Origin of the sequence: Rothia terrae (genome assembly GCF_012396615.1) — a bacterium.
Taxonomy (GTDB): Bacteria; Actinomycetota; Actinomycetes; order Actinomycetales; family Micrococcaceae; genus Rothia; species Rothia terrae.
Genome location: NZ_JAAXPV010000004.1, coordinates 70,800 through 90,224, shown reverse-complemented (window position 1 = coordinate 90,224; position 19,425 = coordinate 70,800). Strand labels below are relative to the sequence as shown.

Below are 19,425 nucleotides of genomic sequence, written 5' to 3'. Positions count from 1 at the left end.
ACCACCTGAAAACACAGAGTCCTTATCAAAAATGCCCCGCTATTTTCACAACGGGGCAATTTCAACTAGCTCACAATGTCATAATTTTTCAGGCGCTTCTTATCAGCCTTCTTCCCTGAATCCTGCAGGCTCAGCAGCTCAGCGTAAATACCGCCCGAACGCGCCAGCTCATCAGGAGTGCCGACCTCATCGATATTGCCGTCTTTGAGCGTGACGATTCGATCGACTGCAGAAATAGTTGAGAGACGGTGCGCAATAATCAGAGAGGTACGCCCCACCATCAACTCATCCAATCCGGCCTGAACCGCGCGTTCAGCCTTGGTATCAAGCGCAGATGTTGCCTCATCCAAGATCAGAATAGGAGCGTCTTTGAGAATCGCACGCGCAACCGCAATGCGCTGCTTCTGACCACCCGACAGCTTAAGGCCTCGCTCACCGATCAGCGAGTCGTAACCGTCCGCAAATTTTTCAATAAAGGCATGCGCGTTCGCCTTTTCTGCGGCACGGATAATTTCTTCGCGGGTTGCTTCAGGACGCGAGTAGGCAATATTTTCGGCGATAGTACCGGAGAATAGTGATGCGTCCTGGAACACCATGCCGATGCGCGAACGCAATTTTTCAAGGTCAGCGCTCTCAATGACATCATCATCTACAACCACTTTGCCGTCGCGAGGATCATAAAGACCTTCAAGCAAAGCCATGAGCGTTGATTTACCGCCACCGGATTCACCCACAAAAGCAATTTTTTCACCACGCTTGACCGACAGGTTGATGTCGTTGAGGACGTTCGCTTCGCCTTCATACCCAAAGGCTACGTTCTCAAATCGGATGAGGTCGTCTCCAGCTAATGTTTTGAGGGGCTGCGATTTTTGCGAGCCAGAAGTACTTGCAACCAGGGCTAGTGCACGCTGATCAGGGGCAAGCTCCATGACCTCAAAGTAGTCTTTGGAACCTGCGATGGCGCGCTGAGCGGTATCCACTACCCAGCTCAATGAAGAGATCGGCTGGACTGCCATGCCCATGAGCTGAATCAACAGCACCATGTCACCGATGGTGAAATCACCGGCCAGGGTGCGCAGAAAAATCATGAGATAGAGACCAAAGAAGACGAGATCTAAGAAACCGCGGCGAGCAACGTCCATGCGGTGCCAGAACGATGACTGCGCCTGTGTGAGACCAATAGTCTTGTTGAAATGCTTTTTGAACAAACCCAACTCGCGTCGTTCCTGTCCAAATGATTTCACCACTCGAACCTGGCCGATTACCTCGTTGAAGCGGCCGGATGCGATGTCGATATTCTTGTTCTTCTCAGCCTCCCATACCTGCCATTTTTCGCTGGTTTTTGAGGTCAACCATAAGTAGGTGGGAAAAATAATGACCAGCAAAAGCGCCAGCGGCCAGTAGTACCAACCGCTAATACCAATCACCGCGATAGTAGTAATAATCATCGTGAAGAAGGTATTAGAGAACATCTTCACGAAGTTCGTCACCTCGGTGATCGAACGATTAAGGCGCGAAATGATAGTACCGGTTAGCTCTGAGTCAAAGTAGCTTTGCGGTAGCACCAGCAGCTTTTCAAAATAGCGAGTGGAGAGGATGGTGCGCATTTTCTGGCTCATCACGTCTCCGAGAAAACCACCCACATTGGTGATTACCGTGTTGAACAGCTGAGCGGCAAAATACGCCACCGCAAACCAGACAATGACACTCATCGGCGTCTGCTCGGTTCCATTGACTGAATTTACAACAGCATCAGTAGCACCCTTAATAATGAAGGGGCTAGCCAGTGAAGTCACCGACATCAAAATTGAGCAGACTATAATACCGGTGTAATAGGGCCACAGAGTATGGGTTGCCCTCATGATGCGGAAAATACTCTTCACGATTCTTCTTTCAAGACATTAGTTGTGTGTACATTAAACTCTGCCACCGCAAGGTTAGCTATTGCCAGCGTGCAACGGGTTAGCTTGACCATAGAGGACATAGCAAAAGCCCCCGTCCTCAAACGAGAACGGGGGCTTTTGAAAAAGCTAGGATTTAGCGGCGCTTGGTAACCAGGCCGTAGATCCACAGAACAATCAAAGCACCAATTACTGAGGTGATGATTGAGCCAAGACCAAGACCGCCAGTGTTTGATGACAAGAAGGGCAGGAAACTACCCAACCAACCACCGAGCAGTGCGCCTACGATACCGAGAATCATGGTAACGATGATGCCACCACCCTGCTTACCGGGCATGATGAGCTTTGCAAGCGCACCAGCAATGAGGCCGAGAATAATCCAACCGAGAATAACACCCATGATTTATCTTCTTTCTATGAAGTAAAAGTTTGTAACCCATTTGGGCGACAAATACTTGATAACAGAAACAAGCTTACTGTCCTTGACGCCGATTTCAAAGCTGTTTTAGAACAAATTCATCAGCATGTTTATTTATATACATCACAGTGGCATCGGGGGTTTTTGTTCCGTCACACTAGAGCAAAAAGGTTTACAGGTAAATTTTTCGAGTTCGTAATACCTGCGAACAAGGTTTTATTCAGACAAGAGCGGCACAGAGACTACTTCAGGTCGTGAATCAACTCAATGCACTTATCCAAGAAGGCATCCACCTGAGTTTCCTCATAACAACGCGAACCTGTAGCACTTCGAAACACAGCTCCTCTGACCACATCAGCGCTCAGGTTATCCGAAGTCTTAAACTCACGCATCAGACGATTGCACAAAGCATCAACATCTTCAGTGAGATAACCCTTTGTCAGACGATGCGCAGGACGCCTAAAGCGCTCCCCGTCCTCTCGCCGCAAGCGTCCCATCAGCAGTTCAGCGATCTGCTCCACGTGCTCGCTCCACGCCTCACGCCCGTGCTCCGCAATGAAAGAACGTCGTTCAATGGCAGCAAAACGATCCTCCACACGCGATAAAGCAGCATCCACGTCAGCTACAGCATAGCCACCTTTCTGCGGTTGAAAGGTGCTTTGGCGAATCGCACGTGCCGTCGTGATTCCTGCATGAGAACCATCGGAACGCAAGCGTTCATAGTCGTTAGCTAAATCAGTGAAGAACTGATCAACAGCTTCGATGTTGTAACCAGTCTCACGCTCATCAACCACGCGAAACTCGCTAATACGCTGAGAGGTTTCGGGCATACCTAATGAAGTCCTCACTATTAGAGATTTGTAGAGAAAGGCGCAAGCAGTTCAAAAATCACGTACCCTGCAGCAATCGCAAACACAATGGAATCCAAGCGGTCCATCACGCCTCCGTGACCGGGCAAGATATTACTCATGTCCTTGATGCCGATTTCTCGCTTCACCATAGACTCAGAAAGGTCACCTACCGTTGAGGCAATGACCAAGAAGAAGGCGATGATAAAGCCGAACCACAAAGGCTCGCCCAAGAAAAACATGCAGATAACGCCAACGACGATGGAACCCACCATAGAGCCGGCAAAACCCTCCCAGGTTTTCTTCGGAGAAATCTTGGGAGCCATCGGATGCTTGCCCCACAGCACGCCCGCGATATAGCCCCAGGTATCGTTACCAATAGCCATAATCAAAATGGTGAAAACCTTGCCAGCGCCTGCGTCCTGTCTAAAGAGCAACAACGCAAGCGAAATAAGCAGCGGCACCCAGCTCATGACAAACATCGAACCCATCATCGACATAATCATGCCGTTTTTCGGGCCGCACGCTCGCCAGCCAATCAGTACCAAGCTAAAGGCTACGACAGCAAAAATAAGCCACTGTCCGCCACCGTAGTAAGCAAAAAAAGGAACAATCGCAGCCGCGACCACCGCCGGAATTACAGGAATACCCATTCCCCGTTTTTGATTCAGACCGTGGGTCACTTCCCACGCTCCTACAGCAGTCGCAGCGGCGGCGAGAACTACCAAAATAACCGGAACATAAAACAAACCCACCGCTAGGCCGGCGCCGAGAACAACGCCGACGGAAATAGCGGCAGGCAAGTTTCGACCGGCTTTGGAAGGTTTAGGTTCCTTAGCCGTGTCGGTTGAGAGCATATTGCTCATAGTCAAAGACCTCGATTAAACTTCGAGAAGCTCAGCTTCCTTGTGCTTGAGCAGAGAATCCACAGTCTCAACGTGCTTCTTGGTCAAAGTGTCGAGTTCCTTCTCTGCGCGAGTACCCTCGTCCTCACCGATCTCGCCGTCCTTCACGAACTTGTCGATAGCAGACTTAGCATTACGGCGAGCGTTACGAACTGCCACACGGGCATCCTCAGCCTTGTGGCTGACAAGCTTGATGTATTCCTTGCGACGCTCTTCGGTCATCTCGGGCATCACAATGCGAATCACGTTACCGTCATTTGAGGGGTTTGCACCGAGATCAGAGTCGCGCAGAGCCTTCTCGATTGCACTCATTGCACTCTTATCGTAAGGAGTAATCAAGATAGTACGTGCCTCAGGAGTCTGGAAGGACGCCAGCTGCTGCAAGGGAGTAGGTGCACCGTAGTAATCGACGGTCAATGATGAAAACAGTGAAGGGTTCGCACGTCCGGTACGAACGTTTGAAAACTCGTGCTTTGCGGCTTCTACAGCCTTGTCCATGCGTTCGCCTGCATCAGCCAGGGTTTCTTCGATCACGGGGATCTCCTTCAATAGTGCGGTGGCGAAAAGCCACAGGTTGAGGCGAGTATCTACTACTCACCATAGAGTCTTTTCAATAGTCTAGTAGCCCGACCGCTGGCCGGGCTACTTTTAGACAATCAAGTCGCTGATTAGCTAGGTTTTTCAAGGTAACAACGTTCTGCAAGGACGCGTAGCCACCTCACCGGTAGCTATTACTTGGTAACCAGGGTTCCCATTTCTTCACCAAGAATTGCACGAGTTACGTTACCTTCGCCCTGCATACCAAACACACGCATCGCTACGTTGTTGTCCTTGCACAGCGAGAACGCGGTCTGATCCATCACACGGATGTTGCGCTTCAGCGCGTCATCGTAGGTGAGGTTGTACAGGCGCTCAGCGTTGGAATCCTTATTCGGGTCAGCGGTGTAGATACCGTCCACGCCGTTCTTAGCAACCAGAACCTCATCCGCATGAATTTCCAGTGCGCGCTGCGCCGCAACGGTATCGGTCGAGAAATAAGGCAGACCGGCACCAGCACCAAAGATCACAACGCGGTCTTTTTGCATATGGCGGATTGCACGACGCGGGATGTAAGTCTCTGCGACCTGCGGCATGGTGATGGCTGACTGTACGCGAGTATCGATACCAGCCTGCTCCAAGAAGTCCTGCAACGCCAAAGAGTTCATCACGGTGCCTAGCATACCCATGTAGTCAGCACGTGAACGGTCCATACCCGCAGTTGACAGTTCTGCACCGCGGAAGAAGTTACCGCCACCAATCACGATAGAGGTCTCAACCTGACCAACGGTAGCCGCAATCTGATCAGCGATACCGCGGATAACGTCAGTATCAATACCAACCTTGCCGCCGCCAAAAACCTCGCCTGAGAGCTTCAGCAGAACGCGACGACGACCGGTGTCGTCCTTGTGGATGTTTGAAGCGTTTTCAGCCACGAATCCTCCATGTGGTGTAACGGTAGATAAAAATTTTTTGCATCAACCGGGCAAAATGCACAGTCATGCTCTAGAACAGCATACGGCAAAGGGGAGCGCCTTAAGCGGTACTCCCCTTTGTCTTCCCTAAATCTGTGCACAATCACATGTTAATCATCCACAAATTTGAGGTAACAAGTTTGTCTAAACTTATGCGCCTACGCGGAAACGCTCGAAAGCGGTTGCGGTTGCACCGTTTTCTGACAGAACCTTCTCAACTGACTTTGATGAGTCCTTTGCGAAGTCCTGATCGAGCAGGGTGTTTTCCTTGTAGAAAGCCTTGAGCTTGCCTTCAACGATCTTCGGGATGATCTGCTCAGGCTTGCCCTCGCCGCGTGCGGTTTCTTCAGCAACGCGCTTTTCTGCCTCGATGTCCTCAGCTGCAATAGCGTCTGAGTTGAGGTACTTCGGTGACATAGCAGCAATGTGAACTGCAACGTCGTGAGCAACCTCGTCGGTGTTCTCACCGGTAACAGCCAGCAGAACGCCAACCTGTGCGGGCAGGTCCTTTGAGGTCTTGTGCAGGTAAACTGCAACGTTTTCGCCCTCAACGCGTGCTACGCGACGAACTACAACCTTCTCGCCCAGCAGTGCGCCAGCTTCGGTGGTCAGTTCTTCAACGGTCTTGCCGTCTGCGGTAGCTGCCTTGAGTTCTTCAAGGGTTGAAGCGTTAGCTGAGATAGCTGCTTCAAGAACGTTGTTAGCGAAAGCGATGAAGGGCTCTGACTTAGCAACGAAGTCGGTCTCTGAGTTAACTTCAACCATGTAGCCAACGCCGTTTTCAACGCGTGCTGCAACGATGCCTTCTGCGGTTGCACGGCCTTCGCGCTTGGTAACGCCCTTGAGACCCTTAACGCGGATGATGTCCATTGCCTTCTGCTGGTCGCCGTTAGCCTCGTCAAGAGCCTTCTTGACGTCGAGCATGCCAGCGCCAGTCTTTTCGCGCAGTGCCTTGATGTCTGCTGCGGTGTAGTTCGCCATTGTGAACTCCTTGATTGTTTTAGTTCAAAGGTTGGTGGGGCGGACGCTTGTAAGCGTCCACTGCGAGTATAAGACGGCGCCCATCCTTGCGAGGTTGGGCACCGTCTTATTTTTCAGCAAAATTACTTAGCTGACTCTTCTGACTTTGCAGCTTCGTGCTGCTCAAGCAGTTCCTTTTCCCATTCAGCCATGGGCTCTTCGGTTGAGTCTGCCTTGCCAGCCTTCTTGTTGTTACGCTCGAGCAGGCCTTCTGCAACTGCGTCTGCGATAACGCGGGTCAGCAGGTTAACGGAGCGGATTGAGTCGTCGTTACCGGGGATCGGGAACGCAACTTCGTCCGGGTCTGCGTTGGTGTCGAGGATTGCAACAACGGGGATGTTGAGCTTCTGAGCCTCGTCTACTGCGAGGTGCTCCTTCTTGGTGTCAACGATCCATACGAGTGAAGGGGCCTTGGTGAGGTTGCGGATACCACCGAGGGTCTTCTCCAGCTTTTCGTGCTCGCGACGCAGAAGCAGGAGTTCCTTCTTGGTGTACTGTGAGCCTGCTACGTCGTCGAAGTCCAGCTGCTCAAGTTCCTTCATGCGGTCGATACGCTTTGAAACGGTTGCGAAGTTGGTGAGCATACCACCGAGCCAGCGGTGGTTAACGTAAGGCATGTTAACGCGGGTTGCCTGCTCAGCAATTGCTTCCTGAGCCTGCTTCTTGGTACCAACGAACAGTACGGTGCCGCCGTGTGCAACGGTGGTCTTTACTGCTTCGTAAGCCTTGTCGATGAATTCGAGTGACTGCTGCAGGTCGATGATGTAGATGCCGTTACGCTCGGTGAAGATGTAACGCTTCATCTTGGGGTTCCAGCGACGGGTCTGGTGACCAAAGTGAACGCCTGAGTCCAGAAGCTGGCGCATAGTTACGACGGGCATGTCGTCTCCTTTTGAGATGGTGCCGGGCAGTCCCCTGATTCCAGGCTAGATCTGCCGCGCGCATAGTAGTTATCGGTTACATGGAACTTATTCGTTCCCCTGGCAATCTCGCAGATACGGCCCCTGAAAATTTTCATGGGACTCATCTTCAAGCCTTCACTGCTTAGTTTTAAGCAGACCGAAAGTCTCTTATGAGCTGCTGTGAATAAGCTAGCTCCCTGAGATTACGCGTTGTCAGACCGCACGCTAAGGCACGGTGAACGACGTGTAAATGACGTTCTTTCCCCTCGCGAGTTGCATCCCTCAGTAGAAGGACGCGCGCTTAGGCAAACTGCAATCGTCAACTATACCGCAGAAGCACCGGTTTCACAGCAGTATTCTGCGGTTTTCAGAACCAACACAGGTTTAAGTGAGCAGCTACACACATCAAACCTGTGGATAACTCTTTTTTTGGCGGAGTTATCCACATTTTTAGATTTTTCTATAGATTCAACGGGAAACCCGTGGTGAGGTTTTCTTATGAACCACATTTTTCAGCAAGCCCCAGCCTCCAGCTCCAAGCGCACCGCCACCGCCATACAGGTAGCGATACTGCTTCTTGCAACTTTCCTACCCAACCCGTCGGCATCAGCAGACACCTCACCACACTGGCAATCCCCCGTAGGCGACCCCTACAGCGTGGAACGGCACTTCAAAAAGCCACCCAAAAAATGGAATGCGGGGCATCGCGGCGTCGACTTTTCAGCCACCGCATCCACCAAGGTTGTTGCGCCCGAAGCAGGAACGATTTCATTCTCTGGCAAAGTTGTTGACCGTACTGTCATTACGATCACGCACCCCGACGGCAAGAAGTCCAGCTTTGAACCGGTAACAAACCCGCTCCCTATCGGCACCAAGGTCACCAAAGGTCAACCCATCGCAGCAATAGACGCCTCACAACACCACTGCCCGAGCCTGACCCTCTGCGTCCACTGGGGAGTTCGCAAAGGCGATGAGTACATTAATCCGTGGCTTCTTATTGAGACCCAGGCACCGAGCATCTTGCTACCCATTGACGATGACTTTTCAGCCTAAACAGCAACCGCTCACGGTTTAAAAATATTTTCGCCACCATTCCAGTCCACAAAAATTGAGTAAAAAATATTCATAAATTTGTATTTAAATTCAATTTAAAGGGCGACATGCTGATAATTATTAATTTTTCTCATTAATTGAAATGGTTTACATTGAAACTATTAAGCTACATCACACAGTGTTATAGAGCTTAGAAACGAAGTGACTTTAACTAGAAAAGATCGTTCATTTTTATCAACAACCGAAAAACCGAAAGTATGCAGAGCTTTGAATCTGTAGCTTTTACAGTGAAATCACATCGACGACAATGTATTTCCCTTACCTAACTGGCAGGGACGATCTTTCTACACAACGTTCTTTCGTTACTAAGGATTGTCATGAGTTCAACACCGGACAGGAGTACTGACTCCGAACTCTCAACGGGCTCTGCCGCCCCGGGCGGTCTATCCTTCTTCGCCCTTCTAGCACTTGTCATCGGATCGATGATCGGCGGAGGAATCTTCTCACTCCCCCAGAACATCGCCGCAGCCGCCAGCGCTGGCCCGACCATCATTGGTTGGATTATCACCGGCATCGGTATGGTCTGCCTGACCCTGGTTTATCAGTTCCTCTCCGCTCGTAAGCCTCAGCTCGATAACGGCATTTACGCATATGCTCGCGCGGGATTTGGCGATTACATCGGCTTCAACTCAGCATGGGGATACTGGCTCTCCGCGCTGATCGGTGATGTCGGCTACCTGATCCTTCTCTTCTCAACGATTGGTAAGTTCTTCCCAATCTTTGAAGGTGGCAACACTATCCCGGCAATTATTTGTGCATCAATCTTGCTCTGGGCTATCCACTTTCTCATCATTCGCGGAATTCAAACCGCGGCAATGATCAACACAATTACCACCGTTGCAAAAATCGTTCCGCTTCTCGTTTTCATCGTCATCTGTGCAATCGGCTTCAAATACGACCTTTTTGCCATTGACTTTTGGGGCGCGGACGCCGGCTTAGGCGATGTGCTCACCCAGACAAAAAACATGATGATGGTGACGGTGTGGGTCTTCATCGGCATTGAAGGCGCATCCGTTTATTCCAAGCGAGCTAACAAGCGCTCAGACGTCGGTAAGGCAACCATCATCGGTTTTGTCTTTGTTCTCGCGATTCTGATTGCTGTTAACCTGCTGTCGCTCGGTATCATGCAACGCTCCGATGTTGCTAACCTACCCGATGTTTCAACCGCAGACGTCCTGGCACACGCGGTAGGCCCGTGGGGCGCCTGGTTCATCAGCATCGGCGTTATTCTCTCACTCCTCGGTGCTTTGCTCTCTTGGATTTTGCTCTGTGGCGAGACCATGCAGGTTCCCGGTTCAGACGGTACGATGCCCTCTTTCTTCGGCAAGCTCAACAAGCATGATGCTCCCGCAAATGCTCTGTGGGTTACCAACATCCTCACCCAGATTATTCTGATTGCATCCTACTTCTCGGAGAACGTTTATCTGGCAATGGCGACCTTGGCTGCCGCCCTGATTCTGGTTCCCTACCTGCTCTCTGCGGTCTATGCCTTGATGATTACTGTACGAGGCGAGGGCTACCACAACGAGCCAAAGCAACGAAACCGCGATCTCGGTAGTTGCCACCATTTACGGTATCTGGCTTCTGATAGCTGCAGGCGTGGAGAATCTGCTACTCACAGCATTGCTCTACTTACCCGGTGCTCTGGTTTATATTTGGGCTAAACGAGAAAAGGGCGAACGCCGATACTTCAAACCATTTGAGTGGATTATCGTTGCAGTACTCGCCTTAGCAGCAATCTACGCCATTGTGCTCTTTGCTAACGGCTCAATGAGCCTCTTCTAAATAAAACTTATCCCTACGAATTCCCGATGTCTGTGAATTCTTCCCTTGATTCTCTTGAAAGGAGAATGAGTCCCATGACTACTACAACTCCCATTGGTGCTTGGTCCGAAGTTGGCAAGCTACGCGAAGTAATGGTGTGCTCCCCCGGACTCGCTCACCAGCGTCTGACCCCTAGCAACTGCAAGGAACTCTTGTTCGACGATGTGCTCTGGGTAGATCGTGCTAAAAGCGACCACGACGACTTCGTTGCAAAAATGCAGTCCCGCGGGGTTGAGACCCTTGAGATGCACCAGTTACTACGCGAGACTCTGGACATTCCAGAAGCACGCGAATGGGTTCTCAAGCGCAAGCTCTCAGCTAACTATGTCGGTTTGGGCATCTCTGAAGAACTCGAATCATGGTTCTCTGAAATTCCTTCAGCAGAGCTAGCTGACTACCTCATCGGTGGTCTCGTCTACACGGATCTTCCCGATGACTTCCAGCGCACCGCAACCCGCGCACTGGCTGAAGTAAACAACGCCATGAGCTTCTTGCTTCCGCCTTTGCCTAACACCCAGTTCACGCGCGACACCACCGCCTGGATCTACGGTGGTGTAGCATTGAACCCCATGCACTGGCCTGTACGCCGTCAGGAAACCCTGCTGACGACCGCGATTTATACCTTCCACCCGAAGTTCACCAACCGCGACTTCAAGATTTGGTACGATGCAACCGACGGCGATAACGGTCTAGCCACTCTCGAAGGCGGCGACATCATGCCTATCGGTAACGGCGTTGTGCTCATCGGTATGGGTGAGCGCACTTCGTGGCAGGCTATTTCGCAGCTGGCAAAGAACCTTTTTGCTGCAGAAGCAGCTAACCACATTATTGTGGCTGCGATGGCTCCGGACCGCGCATCCATGCATTTGGATACCGTTTTTACCTTCTGTGACCGCGATGTAGTGACCGCTTTCGATGAGGTCGTGAAGACCATTCAAACCATCTCTTTGCGTCCTGTAGACCGCGAGCGCAAGTTCTCAGTTCACGTCGAGAAGGAACCCTTTATCGATGTTGTGGCAAAGTCTTTGGGCTTGCCGAAACTACACGTTATTCCCACCGGTGGCACCGCGTTCGATGCTGAACGTGAGCAGTGGGACGACGGCAACAACGTTGTTGCTCTTGAGCCGGGTGTGGTTGTGGGTTATGACCGCAACATTCACACCAATGCACTACTGCGTAAAGCAGGCATTGAGGTTATTGAAATTAACTCCGGTGAACTCGGTCGAGGACGCGGCGGTGGGCACTGCATGACCTGCCCCATTACCCGCGACGCTATCGATTACTAAACCCTTTTTCGTCTAACGCAATAGCAAAGGAAATTATTCTCATGTCATTCAACCTGCACAACCGTCACCTGCTCAGCCTGACCAATCACACTGAGAAGGAGCTTCGTTACCTCATTGACCTGTCACGCGATTTGAAGCGCGCTAAGTACGCAGGTACCGAGCAGCAGAACCTCAAGGGCAAGAACATTGCGCTGATTTTTGAGAAGACCTCAACTCGTACCCGTTGTGCATTTGAGGTCGCAGCGTACGATCAGGGCGCAAACGTCACGTACATTGATCCCACTTCATCGCAGATTGGTCATAAGGAGTCGATGAAGGATACCGCTCGTGTGCTCGGCCGTATGTACGATGCGATTGAGTACCGTGGTTTCAAGCAGACTGTTGTAAATGAGCTCGCTAAATACGCCGGCGTACCGGTCTTCAACGGCCTCACCGATGAGTTCCATCCCACTCAGATGCTGGCAGATACTCTGACTATGGTGGAGCACGCCGGTGGCAAGGATCTGCACGAGATTAGCTTCGCGTACGTGGGCGATGCTCGTAACAACATGGGACGCTCATTGCTTCTTATCGGGGCAAAGCTGGGCATGGACGTTCGTATTGGTGCACCCAAGGGTCTGCAGCCAGAGGAAGACTTCGTCAAGCAGTGTGAAGGTTACGCGAAGGAAAGCGGCGCACGCATCACTGTTACTGACGATGCCAAGAAGGCTGTAGACGGCGTTGACTTCATTCACACCGACGTTTGGGTATCAATGGGTGAGCCTATTGAAAGCTGGGGCGACCGCATTGATTTGCTCAAGCCTTTCCAGGTCAATCAGGATCTCATCAAGGCTGCCAACAACCCGCGCGTAAAGTTCATGCACTGCCTGCCTGCTTTCCACAACTCAGAAACTAAGGTTGGCAAGCAGATCGCTGAGCAGTACCCCGAGTTCGCTAACGGCATCGAGGTCACCGAGGACGTCTTTGAGTCTGCCTACAACATCGCCTTTGATCAGGCTGAGAACCGTATGCACACCATCAAGGCTGTCATGGTCGCATCGCTCGGCTAATCTTTCTTTCATTTATTCTTCGTTTTGAGTGCAAAGGAGCACACCATGAAGATTCTCGTAGCTCTCGGCGGCAACGCTCTTCTCAAGAGAAGTGAGCCGCTCACAGCGACTAACCAGCGAGCTAACATCAACATCGCGGCGGAGCGTATTTCACGCATCACCGAGAACAATCAGGTAGTTGTTGCACACGGCAACGGCCCGCAGGTAGGTTTATTGGCGCTTCAGTCAGCTGCCTACACCGAGGTTGAAGCTTACCCGTTGGACGTTCTAGGCGCAGAGTCAGAAGCGATGATCGGTTACATGCTGGAACAGGAGCTCGGCAATGTTCTGCCGCCTGAACAGCGCATTGTTACCATCTTGACGATGACCGAGGTTGACCCGAAAGATCCCGCGTTCGATAATCCGACCAAGTTCATTGGTCCGGTCTACGGCCAAGAGATGGCTGAGCAGCTCGCTGAACAGAAGGGCTGGGTTGTCAAGCCTGACGGCCCCTACTACCGACGTGTGGTAGCTTCTCCCCTGCCTAAACGCATCATTGAGCAAGAGGCTATCAACCACCTCGTCGATAAGAACACCATGGTGATTTGCGCCGGCGGTGGCGGCATCCCCACCTACCTCGATGAAAACCAAAAGTTGCACGGTGTAGAAGCTGTCATCGATAAGGATCTCTGCTCTGCGCTCTTGGCTGAGAACTTGGACGCTGATCTACTGGTTATCGCAACCGACGTTGAAGGCGTGTACAAGGGCTGGGGCACTCCGGATCAGGAGTTGCTCTCAACCCTCAAGGTATCTGAGATTGACGAACTCAACCTCGCTGCAGGTTCGATGGGTCCGAAGGTAGAGGCAGCTCGCAACTTCGCCCAGCACACCGGCAAGCGAGCAGTCATCGGTGCTCTTGCAGACATTGAGGATCTAGTGCTAGGTAAAGCTGGCACCACCGTTGTTCCTGACTAATCAGGAACTCTCCTAAAAAGCATCGCCCGGTTGACAATCTCAGCCGGGCGATGCGTGTATAAACTTTGGTGTAAAAGAAATCGCTCCGGTCTGGCTATTGCGACCGGAGCGATTTCTTCGCTGTATTTATTTCTGTAGGGCCTGCGGGACTTGAACCCGCGACCAAGGGATTATGAGTCCCCTGCTCTAACCAGCTGAGCTAAGGCCCCCTGCTTTGAGCGTTTAAGCGATGCTTTTACGCCACTCACATAAGAGTACCTGAAATTGTGTTTTCTCTAAAATTTTTGGGTGTATGAGGCGCTTGATGACGCTAGTTCGCGTCTGCGCTGGTTGTAGTAGAGATTTGAGGTGTAGAGGGATTCGAAGATTTCCCAGGTGGTCTCTGCACGGTGCATATCTACCATTACCTTGCTCGCGTTACCCATCGCTTGACGCTCTTTTTCGGGTAGCGAGAGAACCAGCTCGAGTTTCTCTGCTAGGTCCTGCGCATTGCCGGGAGCAAAAAGATAACCGTTGACGCCTTCATCGGCGAGATGCGGAAGAGCAAGGGCATCCGCCAGAACCACGGGCAAAGAAGCACTCATAGCTTCTAGCGTCACCAAAGACTGCAACTCTGCGGTTCCCGGTTGGCAGAAGACATCAGCGCGAAGGTAGCCAGCGCGCAATTCTTCATCGGATACATAACCGAGAAAACGCACCCGATTTTCTACGCCCAGCTCTGCAACGAGCTTATGCAACTTTTCTCGTTGTTCGCCGTCGCCAGCTATTTCCAAGACCACGTTAGATAGCGAATCCGGCAACAGGCTAAGCGCACGAATCAGCACATCAATATGCTTTTCTACCGCTAAGCGTCCGGCAAAGAAGATGCGAAGTTCGCCGGGATTTTTATCGACGGACTCCCCCGGAGCGAGCTCGTAATCCCCGATTTCAATGCCGTTAGAAACTGCCAGAGCCGGACGCTTGAACGCGCCTGATGCGCTCATTGCCTCCACCGCGATAGGCGTGGGGGTGGTAACGACCTGGGCTTGACGGAGCACAGCAGCCATATCCCACCACGAAATTTTGGCAAATGGCCCCTGCAAAAACTGTGGTAGTGGCAAGAAAGGAGCAATATTTTCAGGCATCACGTGATTGGTCGCAATAACACGAATACCGCGACGCGACGCTTGATGCGCCAAAACGCGTCCAATCAGCCAGTGGCACTGAATATGCACCACATCGGGCTGAACAGCGTCCAAAATATCGCCAATCTCGCGATAAATCTCCCACGGCGCACACAGGCGCAAATACTCGTGAGTAATGACCTTATGAGAGTGCAGGCGATGCTCGGTGATTCCATTAACGTCGCGAGTTTCAGACTCTCCAGCAACATCGTTGGGTACCACAACATGCACATTGTGACCGCGTCCGTGCATAGCAGTTGCTAAGCGCACACCAAACTGTGCTGCGCCGTTGACGTCAGGAGGATAGGTATCGGCACCGATCATGATGGTCAGCGGCGTTTGTGCCATAGAAAATTCAACTGCCTTTGCTCGCGGGTGTTGTGCACTTTCAAAGGTACTAGAGTTTTATTTCTCAGACCACATGCGCAAGCTCACCACAGCCTGATTAGTCCTCAAGGACGATACAAAAATCGGTGCCGCACTGAAACCGTGCGACACCGATTTTAAAGGTTAGACCGTATTCGTTTACTTACGGATAATCTTTCCGAGGAAAACGAAGAATGCAGTCACTGATGCAGCAAGCGCTGCCAGAGGCTGCCAACGAGCCTGCAGATTCTGCTTAGTTGAAGCGTTAGAACCGAGCTGTGAACCAGCACCAGCAATACGTGAAGGTACGCGACCGACGTTGTGCTTTGAATCGCGAACAACAGTGGTTGCATTGTTCTGAATGTTGTTTGAGTAAACATTCAAATCATCGCGCAGAGCCTTGAGGTGCTCACGACGCTGCTTGGTGCGCTGCTTGAGCTGAGCCTCGTTAGCTGCAGGAGCCTCTGATGAACCATCGTTGTTGTTCTGGTTCTTTTCAGCCTGCTTCTTTTGCTTCTTCTTCGCGTCCTTTTCAGCTTCCTTCTGGCGCATCTCACGCTTAACGCGCTGTGAGTCCATAGCTGAACCTTCCTTCAGAACGCCCAAGTCGTACAGCAGTCCGAAGATTGCTGATTCGGGCTTGAAGGGAAGCTGCTTCTTAATCATCTTGAAGCCAACCAATCCGAGGATCGCAGCCAGTACCAAGAAGACGAGAACGAGAACGAGCGCTGCCAACCATGCAGGCATGAGCTTAGCTAGACCAACGAAGATCAAGATAACCAAAGCAATTGACATGAGCAGAGCAAATACGGCACCGCCGGCAGCAACAGCTGCACCCTTGCCTACTGCAATGCCCTTGTCCTTCATCTCGTGCTTAGCGATCTGGACTTCGTCTTTAATCTGCTTGGGTGCCAAACGAGTAATGACCTTACCCGCGTCGGCCATGCCGGTGACACCAGCTTTAATGTTGTTGATACCTGCACGGACGCCGGTAGTACGCTGACCAGCACCGCGAAGGGTACGAGTCTCGTAGACGTCGTGGGTACCTGCAGTGGAGTCAGTTACGTGATCTGCACGCACTGAACCATCGAGGTGTTCCTGAGTGGACATGTCCGCCTCTCCAAGTTACGGTAAGTGTACTTTTGATTATACCTTTAACTAAGGTAACATTTTTAGCTTTTATTGACTGGTTTCTCAGCCTTTTGTGGGTGAAAAATCACTTTACGGTGAAAATATTATGCTTCTTCTACGACGACTTCTACCATGCCTGTTAGAAGTTTGTGCACCGGGCACTTTCGCGCAATTTCAGAAAGCTTTACCTGGTACTCCGGCGAAATCTGAGGATCAAACTCAAGCACTACCGTAAAGTGGCTCTTGGTTTCTCGGGGTAATGCGGGAAGCTTTTTATAGGTGACCGAAGCACGAGTATCACCCAGCTCAACCCCTTTACGACGCGCATACATCCCCATGGTCATGAGAGTGCACGATGCTAAGGACGCCTGCATCAGCTCTAACGGGTTGGGGCCTTTCCCGAGGCCACCCTCAACGCTTTCAGGCTCATCCATGAGCCATGCGTGAGTTTTAGTCTGCACCAGCGTCCCAAAATCGCCGTCACCGGTCGCGCGCACACTCACCATACCCTGCGGCAACTTTGCGTCCGCAACCACTTCATAGTCGTCTGAAGAATAGTTATCACTCATGCCTCTTATTCTTTCAGATTCAATGAAATTTACGCGAGTGTAGCGGCCAGTTTTAGACGGCCAATCCAATTTCTTCCCGGTGAAGGTCTACCCAGTCCAAAAGGGCAACGGCACGTTGCGCACGAACAAGCATCCACCCTCCCCAAAACTTCGAGATCCTGATTAATCAGGATCTCGGCGACCTAGAGGGCGGATGGTGTGACCTCACTTCACCTCGCCCACCATGCGGCTACCTCGGGGTTATAGGACAAAAAGTGTGCCCCACACACCCCCACCTCGCATCCGCGTCCGCAAGGTTAAACAAAAAATCCCACTCGCTTTCGCAAGTGGGATTTTGAATCGCTCCCCCGACTGGACTCGAACCAGTAACCCTTCGATTAACAGTCGAATGCTCTGCCAATTGAGCTACGGGGGAATGTTCCTGAACGATTTTCATCGCTGCAACGAATAATAACTATACACAGGTATTTGAGCCCTCGCAAATCGAAATAGAGTTAGCTGTATCACTCTTACCGTATTCAAGTTGGCGCGCTCGGATATACCCTAGTCTTGACCTTCCATGATGCGGCGTCGTTGCAGCTCCAGTTGCATGAGCTCCCGCTGAATTCGCTGGAATTCTTCGGGCGACGCGTCCGCGTTGAGAAGCTGAAGTTGCATCAGCAAATCAGATTTCTGGCGGTTGATCTGCTGCTCAAACAGTCTGTTCAAAATATCGTGAACGTATCTAGCGAGTTGTTCCTGTGAGGACGCCGGTATAGGCGAAACTGTCAGCTCGGCAAGCAGAGCGTGCGACTGTTCGGGGGCGAAAGAACGTACGGTATTCACCCATATAGCTCCGGGTTCAGGTGCAATAGTTGAAGCAGCACCAATAACACCCTGCGCAACACCTTCGTGCATACGGTAACGGAACTGAACCTGCGTCAGCTGTTGCCATTGCTCAAGGGCAAGGAGCTGGGGTACCTGAACGATAACTTCTAACGCTTCGCGTTCCATCCGCGCCACAGGATCGCTGAGGTCAGGTTGTTCAAAAGCATCGGGCGAAGACGAAAGCATCTGTTGCTCTTCAGCGGCCTTCACACGCTCTTCTTCAGCAATACGAGCGCGTTCACGCGCAGACACCTGCGGATTCTGCACAGCCCATGTGACGGCGCGCTGAACCTCGTCCATATCCAAACCGAGCTGTCCTGAAACGCGACGAATATACGCCGGACGCAGCGAGGAGTCTTTAATTCCCGCAATAATAGGGGCGATAGCGCGCATGCCGCGCACGCGTCCTTCAAGAGTGGTCATATCGTAGCTGCGCAAAGTGGAGTCAATAGCGAATTCAAACAGCGGACGACGCGAGTTAATCAGCGAGCGCACAGCGGCGTCGCCTTTGGCAAGGCGGAGGTCGCAAGGATCCATGCCTTCATCTGCCACAGCAACGTAGGTTTGCGCCACGAAACGTTGGTCTTCTTCAAAGGCTGAAAGCGCTGCTTTTTGTCCGGCGGCGTCACCGTCGAAGGTGAAAATCACTTCGCCGCCAGAACCGTCATCGCCCATGAGTCGGCGGATGACTTTGATGTGCCCTTCACCGAATGCTGTACCGCTGGTTGCCACTGCGGTTTCAATACCGGCAAGGTGGGCAGCCATAACGTCGGTGTAGCCTTCGACCAGCACAATCTGTTTTTGCTTTGCGATATTGCGCTTGGCGAGGTCGATGCCGTAGAGCACTTGCGATTTTTTGTAGAGCGCGGTTTCAGGGGTGTTGAGGTATTTGGGGCCTTGATCGTCGTCGTACAAACGGCGCGCGCCGAAACCAATTGTTTCGCCGCCGAGTCCGCGAATGGGCCACATGACGCGTCCGCGAAAACGATCGTACAGGCCGCGGTTTCCTTCGGAGAACATACCGGTGCCGCGCAATTCGTCGTCGGTGAACCCGCGTGAATGCATGAATTTCAGCAGGTTATCCCAGCCCTTGGGTGCATAACCGACACCAAATTTTTGGCAGGTTGCGGGGTCAAAGCCGCGTCCACCCATGAACTTTTGGGCTTCCACTGCAGCCGGGGTGTAGAGGTTGCGCTGAAAAAATTCGGCGGCGACTTTATGGGCATCGAGCAAACGCTGACGTTTACCCACCTGCTCGCGGTCGGGCCCGCTCCCCTGCTCATAGTGCAGTTCATAGTTGATGCGAGCAGCTAGCTTTTCGACAGTCTCGGTGAACGAGGTGTGGTCCATCTCCATGACGAACGAAATGACATCGCCTGATTCACCGCAACCAAAGCAGTGGTAAGTTCCCATCTGCGGACGCACATGGAAAGACGGCGTTCGTTCATCGTGAAAGGGGCATAAACCTTTGAAAGAGCCTATACCAGCGCTTTTGAGGGTCACATACCCCTCAACAATTTCGCGGATATCGGTGCGCGAACGCACCTCGTCAATGTCTTCCCGTCGAATCAAACCAGCCACGGGTTCAAGTGTAGTGG

17 protein-coding genes and 2 tRNA genes are annotated in these 19,425 nt (G+C 51.8%); 5 read left to right on the top strand and 14 right to left on the bottom strand.

All coding sequences use genetic code 11. The annotated features are described in order from the left end of the window. Positions 1 to 65 precede the first annotated feature (65 nt). The 8 genes from HF984_RS03525 to rpsB form a co-directional block, all read right to left on the bottom strand. Positions 66 to 1,883, bottom strand: a complete 1,818-nt coding sequence (locus HF984_RS03525) for an ABC transporter transmembrane domain-containing protein (RefSeq protein WP_168614300.1) — start codon at positions 1,881 to 1,883, stop codon at positions 66 to 68. Positions 1,884 to 2,037: 154 nt separating this feature from the next. Then, positions 2,038 to 2,301 (bottom strand): GlsB/YeaQ/YmgE family stress response membrane protein, encoded by a 264-nt coding sequence (locus tag HF984_RS03520; RefSeq protein WP_168614299.1) that lies wholly within the window; start codon positions 2,299 to 2,301, stop codon positions 2,038 to 2,040. 260 nt (positions 2,302 to 2,561) lie between these two features. Further along, positions 2,562 to 3,149 (bottom strand): DivIVA domain-containing protein, encoded by a 588-nt coding sequence (locus HF984_RS03515; protein ID WP_168614298.1) that lies wholly within the window; start codon positions 3,147 to 3,149, stop codon positions 2,562 to 2,564. A gap of 20 nt (positions 3,150 to 3,169) precedes the next feature. Further along, positions 3,170 to 4,033, bottom strand: a complete 864-nt coding sequence (locus tag HF984_RS03510) for a phosphatidate cytidylyltransferase (RefSeq protein WP_228008055.1) — start codon at positions 4,031 to 4,033, stop codon at positions 3,170 to 3,172. Positions 4,034 to 4,048: 15 nt separating this feature from the next. Next, positions 4,049 to 4,606, bottom strand: a complete 558-nt coding sequence (frr, locus tag HF984_RS03505; RefSeq protein WP_168614297.1) for a ribosome recycling factor — start codon at positions 4,604 to 4,606, stop codon at positions 4,049 to 4,051. Between the two features lie 197 nt (positions 4,607 to 4,803). Then, complete coding sequence (pyrH, locus tag HF984_RS03500; protein ID WP_400680767.1) at positions 4,804 to 5,523, bottom strand: UMP kinase; 720 nt, start codon at positions 5,521 to 5,523, stop codon at positions 4,804 to 4,806. Between the two features lie 210 nt (positions 5,524 to 5,733). Continuing rightward, positions 5,734 to 6,564: a translation elongation factor Ts gene (tsf, locus tag HF984_RS03495; RefSeq protein WP_168614295.1), complete on the bottom strand. Its 831-nt coding sequence runs from the start codon at positions 6,562 to 6,564 to the stop codon at positions 5,734 to 5,736. Between the two features lie 122 nt (positions 6,565 to 6,686). Next, positions 6,687 to 7,484, bottom strand: a complete 798-nt coding sequence (gene rpsB / locus HF984_RS03490; RefSeq protein ID WP_168614294.1) for a 30S ribosomal protein S2 — start codon at positions 7,482 to 7,484, stop codon at positions 6,687 to 6,689. Between the two features lie 519 nt (positions 7,485 to 8,003). Here rpsB and HF984_RS03485 point away from each other — a divergent pair. From HF984_RS03485 to arcC, 5 genes are all read left to right on the top strand, one after another. Next, entirely contained in the window at positions 8,004 to 8,558 is a 555-nt protein-coding gene (locus HF984_RS03485) for a M23 family metallopeptidase (protein WP_168614293.1), read from the top strand. A gap of 377 nt (positions 8,559 to 8,935) precedes the next feature. Continuing rightward, positions 8,936 to 10,282: a basic amino acid/polyamine antiporter gene (locus HF984_RS03480; protein WP_210729554.1), complete on the top strand. Its 1,347-nt coding sequence runs from the start codon at positions 8,936 to 8,938 to the stop codon at positions 10,280 to 10,282. 195 nt (positions 10,283 to 10,477) lie between these two features. Further along, positions 10,478 to 11,728 carry an arginine deiminase gene (gene arcA, locus HF984_RS03475; RefSeq protein WP_168614292.1) on the top strand — a complete coding sequence of 417 codons (1,251 nt, stop codon included), beginning with the start codon at positions 10,478 to 10,480 and terminating at the stop codon, positions 11,726 to 11,728. A gap of 41 nt (positions 11,729 to 11,769) precedes the next feature. Next, on the top strand, positions 11,770 to 12,777 hold the full coding sequence (locus tag HF984_RS03470) for an ornithine carbamoyltransferase (RefSeq protein WP_168614291.1): 1,008 nt from the start codon (positions 11,770 to 11,772) through the stop codon (positions 12,775 to 12,777). A gap of 45 nt (positions 12,778 to 12,822) precedes the next feature. Further along, the gene (arcC, locus tag HF984_RS03465; protein WP_168614290.1) at positions 12,823 to 13,731 is read left to right on the top strand and encodes a carbamate kinase; all 909 of its coding nucleotides are present in this window, start codon (positions 12,823 to 12,825) and stop codon (positions 13,729 to 13,731) included. Positions 13,732 to 13,866: 135 nt separating this feature from the next. Here arcC and HF984_RS03460 read toward each other — a convergent pair. The 6 genes from HF984_RS03460 to dnaG all read right to left on the bottom strand — a co-directional run bounded on the left by HF984_RS03460 (position 13,867) and on the right by dnaG (position 19,408). Then, a tRNA-Ile gene (locus tag HF984_RS03460) sits at positions 13,867 to 13,940 on the bottom strand. A 66-nt stretch (positions 13,941 to 14,006) separates the two neighbouring features. Further along, positions 14,007 to 15,242 (bottom strand): glycosyltransferase, encoded by a 1,236-nt coding sequence (locus HF984_RS03455; RefSeq protein ID WP_168614289.1) that lies wholly within the window; start codon positions 15,240 to 15,242, stop codon positions 14,007 to 14,009. Positions 15,243 to 15,419: 177 nt separating this feature from the next. Further along, positions 15,420 to 16,370, bottom strand: coding sequence for a phage holin family protein (locus tag HF984_RS03450; RefSeq protein WP_168614288.1), 951 nt, complete (start codon positions 16,368 to 16,370; stop codon positions 15,420 to 15,422). Positions 16,371 to 16,495: 125 nt separating this feature from the next. Then, positions 16,496 to 16,960: an OsmC family protein gene (locus HF984_RS03445; protein WP_168614287.1), complete on the bottom strand. Its 465-nt coding sequence runs from the start codon at positions 16,958 to 16,960 to the stop codon at positions 16,496 to 16,498. A 342-nt stretch (positions 16,961 to 17,302) separates the two neighbouring features. Next, positions 17,303 to 17,375: transfer RNA gene (locus HF984_RS03440), tRNA-Asn, on the bottom strand. A 128-nt stretch (positions 17,376 to 17,503) separates the two neighbouring features. After that, positions 17,504 to 19,408: a DNA primase gene (gene dnaG / locus HF984_RS03435; RefSeq protein ID WP_168614286.1), complete on the bottom strand. Its 1,905-nt coding sequence runs from the start codon at positions 19,406 to 19,408 to the stop codon at positions 17,504 to 17,506. Positions 19,409 to 19,425 lie beyond the last annotated feature (17 nt).

Bases quoted from the DNA above. Each gene is read 5' to 3' on its own strand.
- HF984_RS03480 (WP_210729554.1), top strand. From the start codon at position 8,936: ATGAGTTCAACACCGGACAGGAGTACTGACTCCGAACTCTCAACGGGC.
- HF984_RS03455 (WP_168614289.1), bottom strand. From the start codon at position 15,242: ATGGCACAAACGCCGCTGACCATCATGATCGGTGCCGATACCTATCCT.
- HF984_RS03470 (WP_168614291.1), top strand. From the start codon at position 11,770: ATGTCATTCAACCTGCACAACCGTCACCTGCTCAGCCTGACCAATCAC.
- HF984_RS03515 (WP_168614298.1), bottom strand. From the start codon at position 3,149: ATGCCCGAAACCTCTCAGCGTATTAGCGAGTTTCGCGTGGTTGATGAG.
- tsf (WP_168614295.1), bottom strand. From the start codon at position 6,564: ATGGCGAACTACACCGCAGCAGACATCAAGGCACTGCGCGAAAAGACT.
- arcC (WP_168614290.1), top strand. From the start codon at position 12,823: ATGAAGATTCTCGTAGCTCTCGGCGGCAACGCTCTTCTCAAGAGAAGT.
- HF984_RS03445 (WP_168614287.1), bottom strand. From the start codon at position 16,960: ATGAGTGATAACTATTCTTCAGACGACTATGAAGTGGTTGCGGACGCA.
- arcA (WP_168614292.1), top strand. From the start codon at position 10,478: ATGACTACTACAACTCCCATTGGTGCTTGGTCCGAAGTTGGCAAGCTA.
- HF984_RS03485 (WP_168614293.1), top strand. From the start codon at position 8,004: ATGAACCACATTTTTCAGCAAGCCCCAGCCTCCAGCTCCAAGCGCACC.
- HF984_RS03520 (WP_168614299.1), bottom strand. From the start codon at position 2,301: ATGGGTGTTATTCTCGGTTGGATTATTCTCGGCCTCATTGCTGGTGCG.
- HF984_RS03510 (WP_228008055.1), bottom strand. From the start codon at position 4,033: ATGAGCAATATGCTCTCAACCGACACGGCTAAGGAACCTAAACCTTCC.
- HF984_RS03450 (WP_168614288.1), bottom strand. From the start codon at position 16,370: ATGTCCACTCAGGAACACCTCGATGGTTCAGTGCGTGCAGATCACGTA.
- rpsB (WP_168614294.1), bottom strand. From the start codon at position 7,484: ATGCCCGTCGTAACTATGCGCCAGCTTCTGGACTCAGGCGTTCACTTT.